This window comes from Pantoea sp. 18059 (genome assembly GCF_902706165.1).
Lineage (GTDB): Bacteria > Pseudomonadota > Gammaproteobacteria > Enterobacterales > Enterobacteriaceae > Pantoea > Pantoea agglomerans.
Map to the genome: position 1 here is coordinate 235,029 of NZ_CACSJS010000004.1, position 18,430 is coordinate 253,458.

Consider the following 18,430-nt stretch of genomic DNA (forward strand, 5'->3'; position numbering starts at 1 on the left):
TTATGGGTTAGCAGGGCGCTGGCGGCGTTCGGCGACCATCATCACCAGGAAAACGGCACCAATCAGGTCAAAGAAGCCCATCGCCACAAACAGCGGATTGAAGCCGATGGTATCGGCGGTGACACCGATAATCAGCGAGAAGATAAAGCTGGCGATCCAGGCGCAGGAGCCGCGCATGCCGTTGACCGTGGCCATCTGGCGGCGATCAAAACGCTCCACCACCAGCGCGCTCAGCATGCAGGAGATCACCTGATGGCCGAAGCCACCGACCGAGATCAGGGCGATCGCCAGCCAGGGATCTTTTACCAGCGTCATCAGCGCCAGGGAGACCATTAGCAGTGCGCCGGTCACCGAACTGGCGACAATCGAATTGACGCGGGTGAGACCAAACCAGCGCACATAGATTTTGGTCAGATAGCCGCTGGCGACGCTGCCGAGGTCGGCGGCCAGAAACGGCAGCCAGGCAAACATCACGATCTGCTTGAGATCCATGCCGCGCTCATTGGCCAGATAGAGCGGCACCCAGAAGCTCAGGACCGCCCAGGCCGGTTCGGCCAGAAAAGCCGGGATGGCGATGCCGTAGAATTTCTTCTCTTTACCAATCACTTTCAGCGCGGTGAAGAACGGCAGTTTTTCCCCGAGCGCTTCGTTGTCCTGATTAATAAAGGCCCGCTCCTCATCAGAGAGACGAGGATGGCTCTCGGGCGAGTGATATCCCCACCACCAGAGTGCAACCCACAGCAGGCCCAGCCCGCCGGTCAGCAGAAAGGCGCCCTGCCAGCCAAACGTTATGTGCGCGACATAAATAATCGGTGGTGCCAGCATGGCACCAATCGAAAAGCCGACGCCCGCCCAGCCCGCCGCGACCGGACGCTCCTTTTTCGGAAACCAGTCACCGATCGCTTTGGCGTTCGCGGGCGTTGCCGCCGCCTCAGAGGCGCCCATGACAAAGCGCAGCAATGCCAGATGCAGCCAGCTTCCCGCGCCGGCGTGCAGCAGACAGGTCACCGACCAGATCAGCGCACAGATCAGGAAGCCCATTTTCAGTCCGATCACATCGATCAGCCAGCCGCAGATTGGCTGAAACAGGGTATAGGCCAGCTGAAACGCCGCCACCACCCAGGAGTACTGTTCGGTCGTCATGTGCAGACTGTTTTTAAGTTCCGGTGCCAGAATGCCGAGCGAGTTGCGGGTGATGTAGTTGACGGTTACACCCAGCAGGAACATTCCCAGCATCCACCAGCGTAAATTTTTAATCACGCGCACCGTGCGGGATGCACTGATGGGTTTGGTTGTTGATTCGAGGCTCATTGTGCCACTCCTGATTGCCATTGATGACGCACACCGCCTGCTGGCGTACCGCGTGTCCTGTAACGAACTTAGAAAAGTGCGAAACGTGGGTACAGACACTTTTTTGCAACGCTTTTCATGGCAGGCTGAATCCCGGCAGAAAATGGCACTGAAACGCTTATCTGACGCGATTCAGCAGGTTATGAAAATTTTTTCATCAGCAGATTTGAAGGCGATCACAGAATGAAACAAAGGCTGAAAGTAAGCGAGATTGCGGCACTCAGCGGCGTCTCCATCAGTACGGTGTCGCGGGTGCTGGCGGGTAAAGCCAATACCCGGCCCGCCACCCGTGACAAAGTGCTGGTCGTGGCGCAGCAGCAGGGCGTCCTTAACAATCTGCACAGTGGTCGCCTGCTGCTGAATAACCTGATGGTCTTTGCCCCGCCGCGCGCCTTTGATGTACGCAGTGACATCTTCTACTACAAAGTGATTCAGGGGATCAGCCAGGCGGTAGAGCCGCATGAGGTGCGGCTGCGCTACTGCCCGCTGGAGGAGGTGGAAAGTGATGCGGCGCTGTTTATCGATAAGATGCAGCAGACCGAAGCGGCACTGCTGATCGGCATTGATGATGAGCATATTCATCAGCTGGCGGCGGAGATGAACAAACCCTGCGTGCTGATTAACGCCCGCGATCGCCGAATGCGCCTGCCTTCGGTCTCGCCCCATCATCAGCTGATTGGTGAATTCTCAGCGCGCTACCTGTTTGAGCAAGGACACCGGCAGATCCTGTCGCTGCATTGCTTACGCCGCTACACCATGGAGCAGCGATTGCAGGGGGTGCGCGACGCCTGGCATGCCATGAACCTGCGGTTTGACAGCCGCCAGCATCTGCTGACCCTGAACAGCTTCAGCAGCAATGAAGCGGCGGAGCGGCTGAGTGAGTATCTGCGCCACTGCCCTGATGCGCTTCGCCCGACCGCGATTCTCGCCAGCGGTGATTACATTGCGGCGGGCGCCGTCACTGCGCTGGAGCAGGCCGGTCTGCGGGTGCCGCAGGATATTTCGGTGATGAGTATGGATGGCTTTAACCTGGCCGCTATCCACGATATTCCGCTGACCTCGGTGCAGGTGCCACGTGATGAGCTGGGCGCAGCGGCAGTGAGAATGTTGCAGGAGATGCGACTGAATCCCGGCACACCCACCGGCAGCCTGCTGCTGAATGGCAGGCTGGTGGTGCGCGAGTCGGTGCGGCGCATTCGCGATAATCTCAGCCATGCACCGGTCCAGCAGCATGGCCTCTATGATTAACACGGTATGGATTAACACGGTATGGATTAACCCGGCGCGGATTAACCCAGCGTTTTCAGCCGCAGTTCCGACGGCTGAGGCCGTCCGAACAGGAAGCCCTGGAACAGGGTACAGCCCTCATCGCGCAGCTTAGCGAACTGCTCATCGCTCTCCACCCCTTCGGCAGTAATCTGGATATCCAGACTGCGACTCATGCCGGTGATGGCGCGGATAATCGCCAGCGCCTCGCGGCTGTCACCCATATCATTGATAAAGGATTTGTCGATTTTGATTTTGTCGAACGGGAAAGATCGCAGATAGCTCAGCGACGAATAGCCGGTGCCGAAATCATCCAGCGCAATCTGCACGCCCAGCGCCTTGAGATTTTGCAGGGTACGGATATTACCCAGCGAATCATCCAGCAGCACCGATTCGGTGATCTCAACCTCCAGCCGCGCCGGATCGAGACCCGACTCTTTCAGCGCACCTTCCACCACCGGCACCAGCGAGCTGTTTTTAAACTGCAGCGGTGAGAGGTTGACCGAGACCGACTGCTCCCCTTCCCAGCTCGCCGCTTCGCGACAGGCTTCGTAGAGTGCAAACGCCCCCAGCATATGAATCAGGCCGGTCTCTTCAGCGATCGGGATGAAGTCGTTGGGCATGATCAGCCCGCGAACCGGATGATGCCAGCGCATCAGCGCCTCATAGCCAATGATGGTACGGTTATCGCCGTTGGTGATGGGCTGATAGTAGAGCCGCAGATGCCCGCCGCTAATCGCATCGCGCAGATCGTTTTCAATCAGGCGTCGACTGCGCGCCACATCGTCCATCTCCAGCGTGAAATGCTCATAACGGTTGCGACCGTTGCGTTTGGCTTCATACAGCGCCATGTCCGCACAGCGCAGCAGCTGCTCCGGCGTATTGGTGATGGTGGTGCTGAGCGCAATACCCACGCTGAGCCCGACCGACAGATTATGGCCTTCAACGTTAACCGGCGGGCGAATCGCCTCGATCAGGCGCTGCGCCACAATGCTCGCCTCTTCATTACTGGCCACCGAAGGCAGCACGATGGCGAACTCATCGCCTCCGATACGCGCCAGAGTATCCTGGTCACGCAGCGCGTTACGCAGACGCTTAGCCACACTGCGCAGCAACTCGTCGCCAATCTGGTGGCCCAGCGCATCGTTCACATTTTTAAAGTTATCGAGATCAAGGCAGAGCGCGGCAGTCTGACGCTGTATCTGACCGGCAGTGCGCAAGGCTTCACTCAGACGCTGGCGGAACAGAATGCGGTTCGGCAGGCTGGTGAGATTGTCGTGGTGCGCCATATGGTGAATACGGGCATCAGCGGCGCGCTGGTCAGTGACATCTTCCACCAGCAGCATCAGGTAGTTACGTCGCGCATCCTGACCGTTAATCGCGGTGGCGCGGGTATGCAGAATGCGTTCGCCGCTGGCGGTCATCAGCAACTGCTCACGTTCATGCATACCCTCACTGCGCAGCGCAACATCCGCCAGATTATTAAAGTAATCGCTGAGTTCGGGCGACATACATTCATGCGGGCGCTTGTTGACGATCAGCGATTTCGACAGGCCGAACAGCTGCTGAGTGCGGTCGTTAACCAGCAGGATCTCGCGGGTGATCGCATCTTCAACGATCACGCAGGAGGGAATATTGGCGATGATGTTATCCAGGAATTTAGAGAGCGCGGTTTTCTGGGTGCTCTGGGCTTCAGCCAGATCCCTGGCGCGCAGCACCTGCTGCTCCTGCTCACGGCGTTCCGTGCGGTCGCGGGTGATCTTAGCGAAGCCGACCAGCTTACCGTCATCATCGTGGATCGCGTCGATGACCACATGCGCCCAGAAGGCGCTGCCATCTTTGCGGTAGCGCCAGCCCTCATCTTCAAAACGGCCGGTCTTAAGCGCGATACCGAGATTCGCTTCCGGGATGCGGTTCAGCCGCTCCTGGGAACTGTAAAACAGCGAGAAGTGCTGACCCACCACTTCATCCGCTTTGTACCCTTTGGCACGCTGCGCACCGGCATTCCAGTTCACCACCACGCCGTCGACATCGAGCATATAGATGGCGTAATCGGTGACTCCTTCTACCAGCAGACGGAAACGTTGCTCCTGCTCCCGTTGCTGACTGCGGACGCGCTGCTGTTCGGTGCAGTCGCGGGTGATTTTAGCGTAGCCCAGCAGCTTGCCCTGATCGTCGCGGATCGTGTCGATCACCACATGCGCCCAGAAGGCGCTGCCATCTTTGCGGTAGCGCCAGCCCTCATCTTCAAAGCGGCCGGTGCGATAAGCGGTTTGCAGGTTCTGCTCCGGGACACGGTTCAGGCGATCCTGGGCGCTGTAGAAGCGGGAAAAATGCTGGCCGACAATCTCTTCCGCCACATAGCCTTTGGCGCGCTGTGCCCCGGCATTCCAGTTCACCACGTTGCCGTCATGATCGAGCATATAGATAGCGTAATCGGTAACGCCCTCCACCAGCAGGCGGAAGCGCATCTCCTGCTCCCGCTCTTTGCGCTGCTGCTCCTGCTGCTGAGTGCAGTCGCGGGTAATACAGGCGTATCCCACCAGCAGACCGGCGTCATTGCGTATCGGGTCGATCGTCTCGTGTGCCCAGAAAGCACTGCCATCTTTGCGATAGCGCCAGCCTTCGCTTTCATGGTGTCCGGCAGTCGCAGCCATATCCAGCCCACGCTGCGGCAGGCCCCGGCGGCGATCTTCTTCGCTATACAACAGAGCGAAGCTGCAGCCAATCATCTCGTCTGGCGTATAGCCTATCGTGCGCTGAGCACCCTGATTCCAGCTGCCGATGATACCGTCAGGTTTTAGCATAGTGATGGCGTAATCATTCACGCTTTGTACCAGCATGCGATAGATGACCTCAGAGTTATTATCCATTGTGATTAGCCTGCTGCTCTGTAGCCGGATGACGGCTTAGGAATGTTCTTAATAGCGTGCGCAGACTACAGCCGAAAAGAGCTGAGATGACAAGCGCATTAAGAAGATTAATCAGTGTTTATAAGGGGTTTATCGGCAGCGGCGAGTAAATGTTCAATGACTCCGCGGTGGCGGCGCGTCAGGCGACCCGCTCCCAGCGCGAGGAGAGCGAATAACGGTGCTGCCAGCAGAGCATTGCCGGACTTTGGCTCATCAGCTGCTGGCACTCTTGCGGCGCGACAAACGCCGGGATCACTTTCTGGGCCGCCGTCTGTCTGATCAGCGCCAGCTGATCGTCGAGCGGCGGATGCACATTCCACGGCAGCCAGCGTGCCATGCCGGATTGCAGCATCTCAAAGGCACGGGTGCCGCTGGAAACGTGACTGCTGAAGATCAGACGAAAGTCGGGCTGATGGCTGAGCTGCGCCGCCAGCCCGCTGTCAGCCACCGCATCCGCCGCGACAATTACCGTATCCGGTCGCCAGTGGTCGGGTGTTGCGACGCGCAATAACCGGGCCAGCGCCAGCATCGCCGCGGCGGGCAGGCTGTTGAGCGCCAGCAACTGCGCCACCTCTTCGCGCACCTGGGGACACATCACTACCGGCAGCCCGCGAGCGCTGAGCTGCAGCGCCATCTCAGGGCCGCGCCCGTGCAGCGGCGCGGTGACCACGGCGCCCCCTTGTGCCACCAGGGCCAGCGCGTCGATCTGCTGCGCCAGTCGCTGATTGCGGTCGCCATAGGAACCATCGGTAATCAACAGCCGTGCGCGTGGCGGGCAATCAAACGGCAACAGCAGCGATTCGCGACTCCAGTCGCCCATATAGGTGATGCCACCCGCAATCGGCAGATGGAACCAGATCGATCCCGGCGAATGCCCGCTGCGACCGGTAAAGAGATTCAGCGGCCCCAGCGCGCACTGGCCGCGCAATGGCAGGATGCGTCGCGCCTGAGCCGGAACGCCAGCCTCGCCCAGCTGCTGCCAGGTAATCTCACTGGCATAGACCGGCGGTGAACCGATGTCGGCCCAGCTATCCAGCGCCGCCGCGTGATCCACATGGGAATGGGTCAGGCAGAGCGCATCGACCTGGCCGATGGCGTCCATTGCGGGCCGGACGCCCGGCTCCGGCCCGGCACCTAAATCCCATAACAGACGATATCCCTCTATCTCCAGCAGGAAAGCGGCCGGCAGTTTTCCGCCGACGCCACTGATCACCGTCAGGCTTGCCATGGCAGGACTCCCTGCGGCAGACGGCGCGTCAGCCGTGAAGCCAGCAGCATTAAGCCCAGCACGATCCCAATCATCAGGCATCCGACCGCCGCCGCCAGCGGCGCCGATCCGCCTTCATCCAGGAAAATAATGGTCGGGCCAAGCGTCTGGGTTTGCGCGGTAACCAGCAGCACTGAAACCTGTATTTCATTCAGCGCGGTGAGGAACACCAGCAGCGCACCGGCCAGCACAGAAGGCGCCGCCAGCGGCAGCAGGATGTCAGTCATCCGCCGCATCAGACCCGCGCCGCATAAGCGCGCCGCCTCATCCAGTGACGGTTCGATTTGCGCGAACCCGGCCAGCGTCGGCCTTAACACCAGCGCCAGGAAATTGGCCAGATAGGCCGCGAGAATAATCCACACCGTTCCGTAAAGGGAAAATCCCAGCAGCGGCAGCGGCCGCAGGAAAAACAGCATCGCTGCGACGCCGGTGACAATGCCGGGCAGCGCATAGGTCAGCTCGCTGGCGAATCCCAGCCCCCGCACCAGCCGGGTACGATGCCAGCTGAGAAAGAAAGCCAGGAACAGTGCCATGACGCTGAGCAGCAGCGCCGTCAGGCCGGTGAGCCACAGGCTGGTAAAGAACGCCTGCCGTATCGCCGGATAGCCCCACAGCGCCTGCTGAAAATTCTCCATCGTCAGGGTTTGCCAGTTCAGAGCCTGACCGAAACCGCGGGTTAAGGCGGTGGTCAGCAAGGCGCTGAGCGGCAGCAGCAAGGTGATCACCATCCACAGCCAGGCGATGATTTCGCCCGGCAGTCGCGCGCGCCGCAGCGGCTGGTGCCAGGGTCGTGGCGATCCGCTGACCCGGACATCGCGTCGTCCGCCCAGCCAGCCGCTAATCAGCATCCCGGCGAGGGTGATCAGCGCAATCAGCATCGAGTAGACGGCGGTATTGGGCAGCGCACCGGGGCCGAGGGTATTGAGCTGCTGATAAACCAGCGTAATCAGCGTCGGCACCCGCGCCGGAATACCCAGCATCGCCTGGATACCGAAATTCCCGACCGCAGCGACAAACGCCAGCGCCGCCCCGGCGAAGATCGCGGGGCGCGCCAGCGGCAGGATCACCGTGAACAGAATCTGCCGGGGTGATGCGCCGCTGATGCGGGCCGCCTCCACCAGTTCGGCGGGGAGTCGACGCAGGCCAGCCCGCACCGTGAGGAACACCAGCGGCGCATTGTGCAGACCCAGCAGCAGTACCATGCCGGTCGCGGAATAGAGCGGTTGCTGACCGGGTGCCAGCCATGTCCCGCCCAGCGCATTCACCGCTGTGGCCAGCAGACTGCCCGGTGCCAGCGCCTGTACCCAGGCCAGCGCAGTCACCTGCGGCGGGATCATCAGCGGCAGGATAAAGGCGAATACCCAGGCCGCTTTGGCACGCAAATCGGTGAGCGCCACCAGCCAGGCGGCCACCGTTCCCAGCAGCAGCGACAGCAACGTCGCGCTGATGCCGATCGCCAGGGTATTCAGCGTGGCACTGAGCACCCGCCGGCTGGTCAGCAATCTCAGCAGGCGATCGCTATCCAGTATGCCATCCGGTGCCAGCGCGGTTCCCATCAGCCGGGCAAAAGGTGCCACCGACAGCAGGCCGATCACCAACACCAGTATGCCCAGCACCAGCGGTTCCGCCCGCCATCTGCGATGCCTGGCGGCCTGGCCTCTTCGCCATTCGTTGCCCAGCACGCTCACGATCAGCCGCCAAACAGTTCAGTAAAGGTTTCGCGGACCTGAGCATCCTCGGCCACCGCTTGTGCCACATCCGGCGTCAGCAGCGTGATTTGCTCAATCGGCGCAAAGCCACCGGGTGCCGCCACGCGGGCATCGACCGGCCGGTTGCCCTGCTTCGCCACCAGCTGCTGTCCTGCTTCCGACAGCATGAAATCAACAAAGGCTTTGGCGGCCAGCAGATTATGCGCCGACTTCATGATCGCCACCGGCTCGGTCACATAGGAGACGCCCTCCTGCGGATAGACCAGATCGATGGGCGATCCCTGCTTTTTGGCGCGGATAATATCGGCATCCGTGATCACGCCATACTTATCCATGCCGCTGGCAACCGCTTTCAGCGCCGGTCCATTGCCGCCCTGTGGCGCAATGCCGATGGCGGCCAGTTGCTGATAGAACGCCCAGCCAATCGACGGGGTATGGATATCGGTATGCAGCTTATAGAGCGCCGCACCGGAATAGAGGGGACTGGGGACCGCAATCTGGCCTCTGTTTTCTTCTACTGCCAGCGCTTTCCAGCTACTGACTGGCTTCGCACGCTGGGTGTTATAGGCGATCACCGTGGCGATAATTTTGGTGCCGAAAAAGGTTTTATCCACATCGTAATAGGCAGGCTTCAGGTGGCTGACCGGGGCGGCCGGATATGAATAGAGCTGCCCCTCTTTCTTGAGCGCGCCCAGATTGATCGCGTCGGCCACCAGCAGCACATCGGGTTTGACCTGGCCGCTCATCATCTCAGTGCGCAGCACGTTCATCAGTTGAGTGGTGCCGTTGCGGGTCCACTCCACCTCCACCGCCGGATACGCGGCCTTAAACGCATCGATGGTCTGTTGCGCAATTTCAGGTGCCTGCGACGTGTAAACCACCAGCTTGCCGCCGGGCGCGTCGGCCGCCTGCAACAGGGTTGAGGCCGCGAGGCCCGAGAGCAACAACAGCGCGTGAAGCGGAGTACGAAAAGCCGTTTTCATGGTTTCTGAAACCCTTTATGCAGGAAGAATCCAGCCGTCATCGACGGCGACGCCGACGGTGTCATCCACCGCCAGTAATGCAGCATCATTAAGCGTCAGCGACAGGCTGACATCCGGTTGATTAAGCGGTCGAAGGTTGATCTGATGGTAGCCACCGCGAAAGATAATGCGCTCAACGCGGGCGGCAAACTGCCGCTCTCCCTCAGTGGCGAGGTGAAAACTGACGCTGTGGAAGCTGGCTTTGCCGTGCGGCAGCGGGCGCTGGTGAGGCGAGCAGCGCAGCAAAACCCGCAGCCCGCAGAGCGTGGCGGTTGCCTGACCCGGATCGAGCGGCTCAATGTCGCTGACCGGCAGCACCCGCCCCTCATCAATAAAGGTCGCCACCATCTCATTAGCCGGTTCGCGCCACAGGGTTTGCGGGCTGGCGAACTGCATTACTCTGCCGTGTTCGAGCACCACGATGCGGTCGGCCAGTGCCATCGCTTCGCGTTGATCGTGGGTGATATAGAGTAAGGTGGCGCCACTGTGGCGATGGAAGCGGCGGAACTCCTCTTCCATGGTGGCGCGCAGATGGACATCGAGGTTAGCCAGCGGCTCATCCAGCAGCACCAGCGTCGGCCGTGCCACCAGGCAGCGAGCCAGCGCCACGCGCTGGCGCTGACCGCCGGAGAGATCGGCGGGTCGGCGGTCGGCGAAGCGATCCAGCCCGACCAGCGTCAGGGCCTGGGTGGTGCGCAGTTCGCGTTCTGCGCGCGCCACACCGTTCACCTTCAGGCTGTAGCCGACGTTCTCCGCGACCGTCATATGCGGCCACAAAGCGTAGTTCTGGAACACCACGCCGAGCTCGCGGGCTTCCGGCGGCAGGTGCAGCCCGTCTGCGGCAACCTGACGTTCACCGATGTGGATTTCACCGCTGTCGAGCGTTTCAAAGCCGGCCAGCAGGCGCAGCAGGGTGGTTTTGCCGCAGCCAGAAGGCCCAAGAACGGCGACAAACTCGCCCTGGTTAATCTGTAACGAAATCGCGTCCAGTACCGGCTGTGCGCCGAACGCTTTGCTCAGTCCGGTTAACGATATTGCCGCCATCTTACTCTGCCTTTGCCGTTAACATGCTGGGCAAAACGCTACGACAGTTTGATGACAGCCCGGTGACAGCCAGGCTTACGGGACGCGAAAGCCGGGCTGGCGAAGCGGCATCGGGGCGTGCTCGCCCCGTGGCTTACTGCTGGGCGGTGAGCGCCGCAATCGGCTGCCAGATCTCGGTTAATGCGCCCTCTTTGCCGGTAAAGGGATCCTGCGTCGGCAACGGCACTTTTTTTACCTGCTCCTGGGCCATTTTTAGCTTCGCGGGCTCATCGCGCAGCGTCTCCGGCGACATCCCGTGCGGATAGGCGCCTATCACCATAAAATCTTCGCTGGCGCTGACCTGCCGATGGCCGACACCCGCCGGAATCAGGACCGCATCGCCTGCGCGCAGGGTCACCATGCGGCCACTGTCGCCGCCAAACAGCACTTCCGCCCAGCCTTCAGCGACGCCCAGCAGTTCATGGGTATTAGGATGATAATGGGTGTATGGGAAGATCGGATAGCGCCAGGCGGGAGGCCAGCCGTTCTCCTCAAAGGTTTTCTCAAACCACGCGGCGATCTCCTCCTCTTCCGGCACCACGCGCGGCCAGATAATCAGAGGTAACGGGTTATTGGGTACACCGCCCGACGGGCTGGCAAGCATCAGATGCTGAGGATTGTCAGAGGCCCCGGCCGAGAAGGTGCCAGCGGCAAAGGACATCATTAATAGCAGACTGGAGGATGAGGCACGCATACAGGTTCTCCGATGTTTTTCTAAGTGTGGCAAACCCGCGGCACAATGCAATGTGCGCCAGACGACACAATTGAGATAATTGACTGATATTGCTGACTAAAGCCAAATGTGTCGTTAACTATAGGGTCGGAGTGTGCCTGCGCGACGGCGGATAGCGGTTCTTACTGCGGCAAAGTGTTGCAAAATGTCAGGCGGAACGTCACAGAGGCGCAGCAGCCCGACGCCCCGGTCACTGTCGTATAAACTGTTATATAAAAAAAGCACAGATCTGTTTCTGATATGCTTGACTGTTATCTGTTGTAATAGCTAACAGATGACAGTGAGGTAACAAATGGACGCTATTAAACAAATCCTGATTGACGAGATCGCCCTGCTTAACCGCGAAGAACGTCGCGACAATTTGCCGCGTTTCAGCCTCTCGTTTCTGAAGAACCACCCTGGTCTCTGGGCAGTAATGTATCTCTGCTACGGCCTGTGCGTGGCGCTGATTTTCACCACCGAGATGCTCGGCTGGCCCGCCTTCTGGTTTGCCACCGTGTTTGTGCTGGTGATGAGTGTGCTGATGCTGCTGGATATCAACCCGAAATATCGCTTTGAAGATATCGATGCCCTCGATCTGCGCGTTTGCTACAACGGCGAGTGGTATTACATTCAGCCGGTGCGCGAACAGGCAATCTCACGCATTCTGTCACTGCCTGAGACACCAGAACGCGTGAAGAGCGGTATCCAGCGTCTGCTGACGCAAAAAGGGGAAGTGGACTTCTATGATGTCTACTACCTGACCTGGGGCCATCAGGAAGCGGCGCGGGTTTAATCCGCCTGCCCTTCCGCCATCAGCTGACCCAGCTTCACGATTGCCGCCTCGGCCCGACTATCCCACGGCCAGGCGGTATTTAACCTGAAGCAGTGCCTGAACTGCTCACCTGCCGAAAATAGCTGCCCCGGTGCAATACTGATCCCCTGAGCCAGCGCCCGCTGATAGAGCCGGGTCGTATTGATGCTTTCTGGCAGCGTCACCCAGAGAAAATAGCCGCCGCGCGCTTCGCTGAACGTGGCCTGCGGCGGCAGCACCTTCATTAACGCCTGGCGCACCATCTGCTGTCGCTTCGCCAGAATCTGTCGCAGCCGCTTCAGATGGGTGTCGTAACGCCGCGTGGCAAGAAAATCGGCCAGCGCCAGCTGCATCGGCGCACTGGTAGAGAGCGTGCTCATCAGTTGCAGCCGCTGAATACGCTGCGCATGCTGCCCCGCCGCGACCCAGCCGACCCGGAATCCTGCCACCAGCGACTTTGAAAATGAGCCGCAGTGCAGCACGTTCCCCTGGCGATCCCAGGCTTTCGCCGGCAGCGGCGGCGCATCACCCGCCCAGAGTTCGGCATAGACATCATCTTCAATCATCGGCACCTGATAACGCGCCAGCAGTGCGACCAGCTGCTGTTTGCGTTCCGGCGTTAAGGTTACGCTCAGTGGATTCTGCAGGGTGGTCATCAGCCAGCAGGCTTTCACCGGCCAACGCTGCAGGGCCTCCTCCAGCTGGACGAGGTCGATGCCATTTCTGGCGTCGACCGGAATCGCCAGCGCCTTGAGCTTAAGCCGCTCTATCGCCTGCAGCGCGCCATAAAAACTCGGCTGTTCAATCACCACATAATCGCCCGGCTCGGTCAGAGATTGCAGACTGAGGTTCAGCGCTTCCAGCGCCCCGCTGGTGATGACAATTTCATCCGGCGACAGGGTGATGCCCTGACGCGCATAGCGCTGCGCCAGCAGCTGTCGCAGTGTGGCGTTGCCAGGCGGCAGATTGTGCAGCGCATCGGTTGGGGTCAGATGATGAGAGACGTTAGCCAGCGAGCGCATCAGCTGGCGCTGCGGAAAGAGTGCGGGATCGGGAAAGGCGGAGCCAAACGGCACGATGGCCGGATCGCGCGTGGCCTGCAGCACATCAAACACAAAGTCGTTGATATCGACCTGTTCACTGATCGCCACGCTCAGCGGCGCGGGTGCTAAGGCACGCGGTGCAACGTAGTAACCCGACTGTGGACGGGAGACGATCCAGCCCTGACTCTCCAGCAACTCATAGGCATGCAGCACCGTCATCAGGCTGACGCCCTGCTGCGCGACCTGCTGACGCAATGACGGCAGACGGGTGCCCGGCAGCCAGATGCCGGCCTCTATCTGCTGCTGAATCTCATCCATCAATCGCTGGTATTTCGCCACGGGTGACCTCTCCTTGTTTGACCGTGAATAGTCTGACCGCGAGACTTTACCACGCACGGCGACCAATGACAGGCGGCGCGAATCGCTTTATCCGATTGCGCTGATTCTTCACGGCTTCAGGCAGGTCAGATCACAGCGACCTGCGGCGTCAGCGGCTGCCCGGCTTCGGCTTCGGCTTCGGCTTCGGCTTCGGCATTAAGACTCACTTCCGCAATCACCTCTTCAATTTCTGCCACCACATAATCAGCCAGCTCCGGCACCCGCTCCGGGGGAACCGGCTTGCCCAGCAGATAGCCCTGCAGCGTATTACAGCCCAGGCTGGTCAGGAAGGCCTGCTGCTCAGCGGTTTCAACGCCTTCGGCCACCACTTTTAATTGCAGCGACTGCGCCAACGCCACTATCGCCGACACGATGGTGGCATCTTCTGTGTGATGCTGCAGCTCATTCACAAAGGCCCGGTCAATCTTGAGTTCACTGGCCGGTAGCCGTTTCAGATAGAGCAGGCTGGAGTAGCCAGTGCCAAAGTCATCAATTGAAGCTTTCACCCCGAGCTGGGTCAGCTCAGTCAGAATACGCACGCTCTCATCGGGATCGCGCATCGCGGTGGTTTCCGTCACCTCCAGCGTCAGAAGTTCGGCCGGAATCTGATGTTTTTCCAGCGCATCCACCACCGTCTTCACCAGATTCGATTGCTCAAACTGCAACGCCGACAGGTTCACCGCCACCGACCAGTGCGGATGGCCCTGCAGATGCCACTGGCGCAGCTGGCGACAGGCTTCATGGATTACCCAGTTGCCGATATTGACAATCATTCCGGTCTTTTCTGCCATTGGCAGAAATTTATCGGGCGACAGCAGGCCGCGCTGCGGATGCTGCCAGCGCAGCAGCGCCTCAAAACCGAGAATCGGACCGCTCGGCGCGCAATATTTTGGCTGATAGAACAGGCGCAGTTCATCATGATCCAGCGCCTGCCAGAGATCGTTATTCAGTTGAAGCTGGCTCTGGGCCTGAATGTTCATAGAAGGCTGAAAGAAGGTGTAGCCGTTACGGCCATTATTTTTGGTGTGGTACATCGCCGCATCGGCGTTGAACATCAGTTCGCGCTCATCCACGCCATCGCCGGGATAGACCGCGATGCCAAGACTCAGCGATACCACCAGCTCATAGCGTGAGATATCAAACGGACGATCCACCGCTTTGACTAGTTTATCGGCGATGGCCGCCGCATCATTGGGATCGTCGATCTCCACCAGCAGCACAAACTCATCCCCGCCGAGCCGCGCCAGCGTAAAGTAGCCGGTCATCTGCTCGCTCATGCGCTCGGTCACGCCGACCAGCAGACTGTCGCCAATGTGGTGCCCGAACGCGTCGTTGACCGCCTTAAACCCATCGAGGTCCATAAACATCAGGGCAAACTGCCTCTGCTCACGGTTCGCTTTGTTGATCGCCTGCTCCAGCCGATCCTCCAGCAGGATGCGGTTGGGCAGCCGCGTCAGGTTGTCGTGCAGCGCCAGCTGTGCCAGCTCGCGATTAGCTTCAGCCAGCGAACTGGCGAGAATCGAGGTACGCGCCTGCATCCGCGCATCCAGCATCGACACCAGCAAGGTAATGCCCAGAATCGAAATAGTGACCACCGTGACCAGAATCGCCAGCCAGTTGCTGTTGACGCCCTGCCCGACCGGATGACTGTGGACGGGAAACTCTGCCGCCATCATGCCGGTGTAGTGCATGCCGGCAATAGCACAGCCCATCACCACCGATGCGCCAATGCGCAGCAGGGTGACCCGGCTGGTCTGTCCTTCCCGCAGGTTAAACGCCAGCCACAGCGCGGTGCCAGAGGCGGCCAGGGCGATCGCCACCGACAGCGCCACCCAGCCCCATTTCCAGACGATACCGGGGGAGAACATCAGCGCCGCCATGCCGGTGTAGTGCATCGCGACTACGCCGCTGCCGAGGATCAGCGCGCCGCCCGCCAGGCGCGGCAAAGGCAGATCGCCACTGCAGACCAGCCACAGCGCAAATATCGATGCACACACCGCGATGGCCGCAGAAAAGGCGGTGAGCCCGGCGTTGTAGCTCATGACCATCTCCATGTTCATCGACAGCATGCCGATAAAGTGCATCGCCCAGATGCCGATGCCCATGGAAAAACCGCCGCCGAACAGCCAGACCAGCGCAACTTTGCCGGTTGAATGCACCACCCGTCCCGCCATATCTAAGGCGGTAAACGAAGCCAGCATCGCGACAAGAACGGAGACGATGACGATAAAAGAGTCGTATGAGGTCGCTAACATAGTGCATTCCCGCGAAAGCAGAGCTTGTGGTTGGGCAGAGGGTTTTAAAATTATTCTCTTAGTTATCGGCACAGCCCGGCGGTTAATGAGCCGCGAACCCTGCATCCTTCCACTCATTCTGAGTGATGAAATCTATCGTTGCTGTCAGCGCTATCAGCCGGACAGTGACGCCACCGGCTGTCGCAGTGAGGGAAAACTCAGCGCCTCAACCCGGTCCGCTGGCGTTGGCTTGCCCAGCAGATACCCCTGCAACGCATCAAAGCCTAAGCTGGTGAGCAAATGCTGCTGCTCTTCAGTCTCCACCCCTTCCGCCACCATGCGCAGATTGAGGCTCTGCGCCAGGGTCAGCATGGCGCTGACTACGGTCGCATCTTCACTGCCGGGCCGCAGGCAGTTGATAAAGCTGCGATCAATTTTGAGTTCACTGGCATCCAGATCTTTGAGATGCAGCAGGTTGGCATAACCGATGCCGAAGTTATCAATCGCGACACTGACACCCGCCTGCTGCAATTCACGAATGCGCTGCTGGCTGAAAGCGGGATCGCGCATGGCAATCGCTTCAGTGATCTCCAGCATCAGCGCGCTGCCTGGCAGCTGGTTACGCGCCAGGGTCTGCGTCAGGATAGTCAGCAAATCACGCTGGTGAAACTGCAACGCGGAGAGATTCACCGATACTGTCCAGTCACTGTGGCCCTGGTTGTGCCATAGCCTGAGCTGACTACAGGCCTCCCCGATCACCCAGTTCCCCAGCGCAATAATCTGACCGGTTTTTTCGGCGCGCGGCAGAAACAGCTCAGGCGTCAGTAAACCGCGCTGCGGATGCTGCCAGCGCAACAACGCTTCGAATCCCATTAACCTGGTGCCGCCTGAACAGAATTTCGGCTGATAGAATAGCCGCATCTGCTCGCGCTCTATCGCCTCCCACAGATCGTTCGCCAGCTCCAGCTGATGCTGCGTCGCGGCGCTCATGGCTGGTTCAAACAGGCACCAGCCGTTTCGTCCGCTGTGTTTGGTGTGATACATCGCCGCATCAGCATTAAACAATAGCTCCTGCCGGTTGCGACCGTGCAGCGGAAAGATCGCAATGCCCGCGCTGAGTGAAACGTGCAGCACATAGCGGTCAAGTTCAAACGGCGAACTGATAACTTTAACCAGTTTTTGCGCCAGCTGGCGGGCTGCGCTGATATCGCACTCAGCCATCAGCACAAATTCATCGCCTCCCAGACGCACCAGCAGCATCGTGTTGCTGAGCTGGTTACAAAGCCGTTCCGCCACTGCCACCAGCAACCGGTCACCGACGTGATGTCCCCATGTGTCATTGACCGCTTTAAAGCCATCGAGATCCATATAGATCACGGCAAAGCGATGCTCATTAAGCATCGCCTGTTTAATGGCGAGATCGAGCTGCTGCTCCAGCATTACACGATTGGGCAGCGTGGTCAGGTTGTCATGCATCGCCAGCTGACGCAATTCCTGGTTAGCGCGATTGAGGCGGGTCGCCAGACGCGCGGCACGCAGCTGCGCATCCAGCATCGAACTCAGCAGAGTGACACCCAGAATAGTCAGGGTAATAAGCGTCACCCACACCGCCAGGCCCGCATTACTGACGCCGTGCGGCTGCATCATACTGCTGTGGCTGAACTCTGCTGCCGCCATACCCACATAGTGCATACCGGCGATGGCGATGCCCATGACCAGAGAGGCCAGCCCGCGCATCAGCATCAGATGATGATCGCCCTGGCGCAGATGAAAGGCCAGCCACAGCGCCAGGCCAGAGGCCGCAAACGCAATCAGCACAGAGAGCGCCACCAGCAGCGCATTCCACTCCGGTTGCGGTTCAATCAGCAGGGCATACATACCAAGATAGTGCATGACCACCACACCCGCGCCCAGGATCAGCGTGCCGCGCAGCAGCCGCTGGCGGGTGAGATGCAGGCCACCCACCGTCTGGCCAAAAGCCAGCACAGACGCCAGGATCGCCACCAGCAGCGAGAGGATCGTCAGTCGCGTGTCATAGCGCATCATCATCGGCATCATCATCGCCAGCATCCCGATAAAGTGCATTGCCCAGACGCCAATCCCCATTGCGATGCCGCCCACCAACAGCCAGAACCGGGCGCTCCAGCCACGGGATACCGCTACCCGTCCGGCAGTATCCAGGGCTGTAAAAGAGGCAATGAACACCACGATCAGCGAAACGCAGATCAGGACGCTATCCCAGGTGACAGGCAACATGTGCAACTCCTCACCACCCGCGGAGAAACGGGTGCTGTGTACAGTCTGATAAGTGATCTGAAAACACCCGATGGGTGAAAGTGATTAAATTTCGGTATTTTGTGGTCCTGAAGGCCAGGCAAAACGCGCCCGCCGACGCTGGCCATTTATAACCTGCATCTTATTAACCGCCCGCAGAGCAAGCTGGTAAACCGTTATTATGTCTGATTGGTACAGGAACATATCACCGAAGCAGAAAGCATGCCAGATACCGAAAAAACAAAGGATTTTTTTTTATCGCCTCGTCTTCGCGCCTTGCTGTTACTGGGTTATCGGCCGGAGTGACGTTTTGATTAATCAAAAATAAATAGCAAGGCTTCGCGTAACGCTTTAACTGATCTATAG

The 18,430-nt window shown here is 59.5% G+C and carries 13 protein-coding genes; 3 read left to right on the forward strand and 10 right to left on the reverse strand.

The genetic code is table 11. The features are described from left to right. Positions 1-1,311 carry an MFS transporter gene (locus GVJ63_RS13080; protein ID WP_159226984.1) on the reverse strand — a complete coding sequence of 437 codons (1,311 nt, stop codon included), beginning with the start codon at positions 1,309-1,311 and terminating at the stop codon, positions 1-3. Between GVJ63_RS13080 and GVJ63_RS13085 the strand changes: the two genes are divergently transcribed. Together GVJ63_RS13085 and GVJ63_RS13090 are read left to right on the forward strand one after the other, a co-directional pair. Then, positions 1,283-1,537 carry a hypothetical protein gene (locus GVJ63_RS13085; RefSeq protein WP_159226985.1) on the forward strand — a complete coding sequence of 85 codons (255 nt, stop codon included), beginning with the start codon at positions 1,283-1,285 and terminating at the stop codon, positions 1,535-1,537. The two genes, GVJ63_RS13080 and GVJ63_RS13085, sit on opposite strands and share 29 nt — an antisense overlap. Continuing rightward, complete coding sequence (locus GVJ63_RS13090) at positions 1,534-2,598, forward strand: LacI family DNA-binding transcriptional regulator (protein ID WP_159226986.1); 1,065 nt, start codon at positions 1,534-1,536, stop codon at positions 2,596-2,598. The genes GVJ63_RS13085 and GVJ63_RS13090 overlap by 4 nt, the downstream gene beginning before the upstream one ends. 41 nt (positions 2,599-2,639) lie before the next feature. Here GVJ63_RS13090 and GVJ63_RS13095 read toward each other — a convergent pair whose 3' ends face one another. The 6 genes from GVJ63_RS13095 to GVJ63_RS13120 form a co-directional block, all read right to left on the reverse strand. Continuing rightward, positions 2,640-5,489, reverse strand: a complete 2,850-nt coding sequence (locus tag GVJ63_RS13095) for a bifunctional diguanylate cyclase/phosphodiesterase (protein WP_033772588.1) — start codon at positions 5,487-5,489, stop codon at positions 2,640-2,642. 178 nt (positions 5,490-5,667) lie between these two features. After that, entirely contained in the window at positions 5,668-6,756 is a 1,089-nt protein-coding gene (locus tag GVJ63_RS13100; RefSeq protein WP_159226987.1) for an MBL fold metallo-hydrolase, read from the reverse strand. Then, complete coding sequence (locus tag GVJ63_RS13105; RefSeq protein WP_159226988.1) at positions 6,744-8,483, reverse strand: iron ABC transporter permease; 1,740 nt, start codon at positions 8,481-8,483, stop codon at positions 6,744-6,746. Before GVJ63_RS13105 ends, GVJ63_RS13100 begins: the two co-directional genes overlap by 13 nt. 2 nt (positions 8,484-8,485) lie before the next feature. After that, positions 8,486-9,487 carry an ABC transporter substrate-binding protein gene (locus tag GVJ63_RS13110; protein ID WP_159226989.1) on the reverse strand — a complete coding sequence of 334 codons (1,002 nt, stop codon included), beginning with the start codon at positions 9,485-9,487 and terminating at the stop codon, positions 8,486-8,488. A gap of 15 nt (positions 9,488-9,502) precedes the next feature. Continuing rightward, positions 9,503-10,570, reverse strand: coding sequence for an ABC transporter ATP-binding protein (locus tag GVJ63_RS13115; protein ID WP_159226990.1), 1,068 nt, complete (start codon positions 10,568-10,570; stop codon positions 9,503-9,505). A gap of 133 nt (positions 10,571-10,703) precedes the next feature. Beyond that, positions 10,704-11,303: a cupin domain-containing protein gene (locus GVJ63_RS13120; RefSeq protein ID WP_010249001.1), complete on the reverse strand. Its 600-nt coding sequence runs from the start codon at positions 11,301-11,303 to the stop codon at positions 10,704-10,706. Positions 11,304-11,634: 331 nt separating this feature from the next. Here GVJ63_RS13120 and GVJ63_RS13125 point away from each other — a divergent pair, with 331 nt between their 5' ends. Then, positions 11,635-12,117, forward strand: coding sequence for a YlaC family protein (locus tag GVJ63_RS13125; protein WP_010249002.1), 483 nt, complete (start codon positions 11,635-11,637; stop codon positions 12,115-12,117). Here GVJ63_RS13125 and GVJ63_RS13130 read toward each other — a convergent pair. From GVJ63_RS13130 to GVJ63_RS13140, 3 genes are all read right to left on the reverse strand, one after another. Further along, positions 12,114-13,517 carry a PLP-dependent aminotransferase family protein gene (locus tag GVJ63_RS13130; RefSeq protein ID WP_159226991.1) on the reverse strand — a complete coding sequence of 468 codons (1,404 nt, stop codon included), beginning with the start codon at positions 13,515-13,517 and terminating at the stop codon, positions 12,114-12,116. The two genes, GVJ63_RS13125 and GVJ63_RS13130, sit on opposite strands and share 4 nt — an antisense overlap. 125 nt (positions 13,518-13,642) lie before the next feature. Beyond that, on the reverse strand, positions 13,643-15,811 hold the full coding sequence (locus tag GVJ63_RS13135) for a bifunctional diguanylate cyclase/phosphodiesterase (RefSeq protein WP_159226992.1): 2,169 nt from the start codon (positions 15,809-15,811) through the stop codon (positions 13,643-13,645). 153 nt (positions 15,812-15,964) lie between these two features. Beyond that, a complete protein-coding gene (locus tag GVJ63_RS13140) occupies positions 15,965-18,046 on the reverse strand; it encodes a bifunctional diguanylate cyclase/phosphodiesterase (RefSeq protein WP_159226993.1) in 2,082 nt (693 codons plus the stop codon). Between the last annotated feature and the right edge of the window lie 384 nt (positions 18,047-18,430).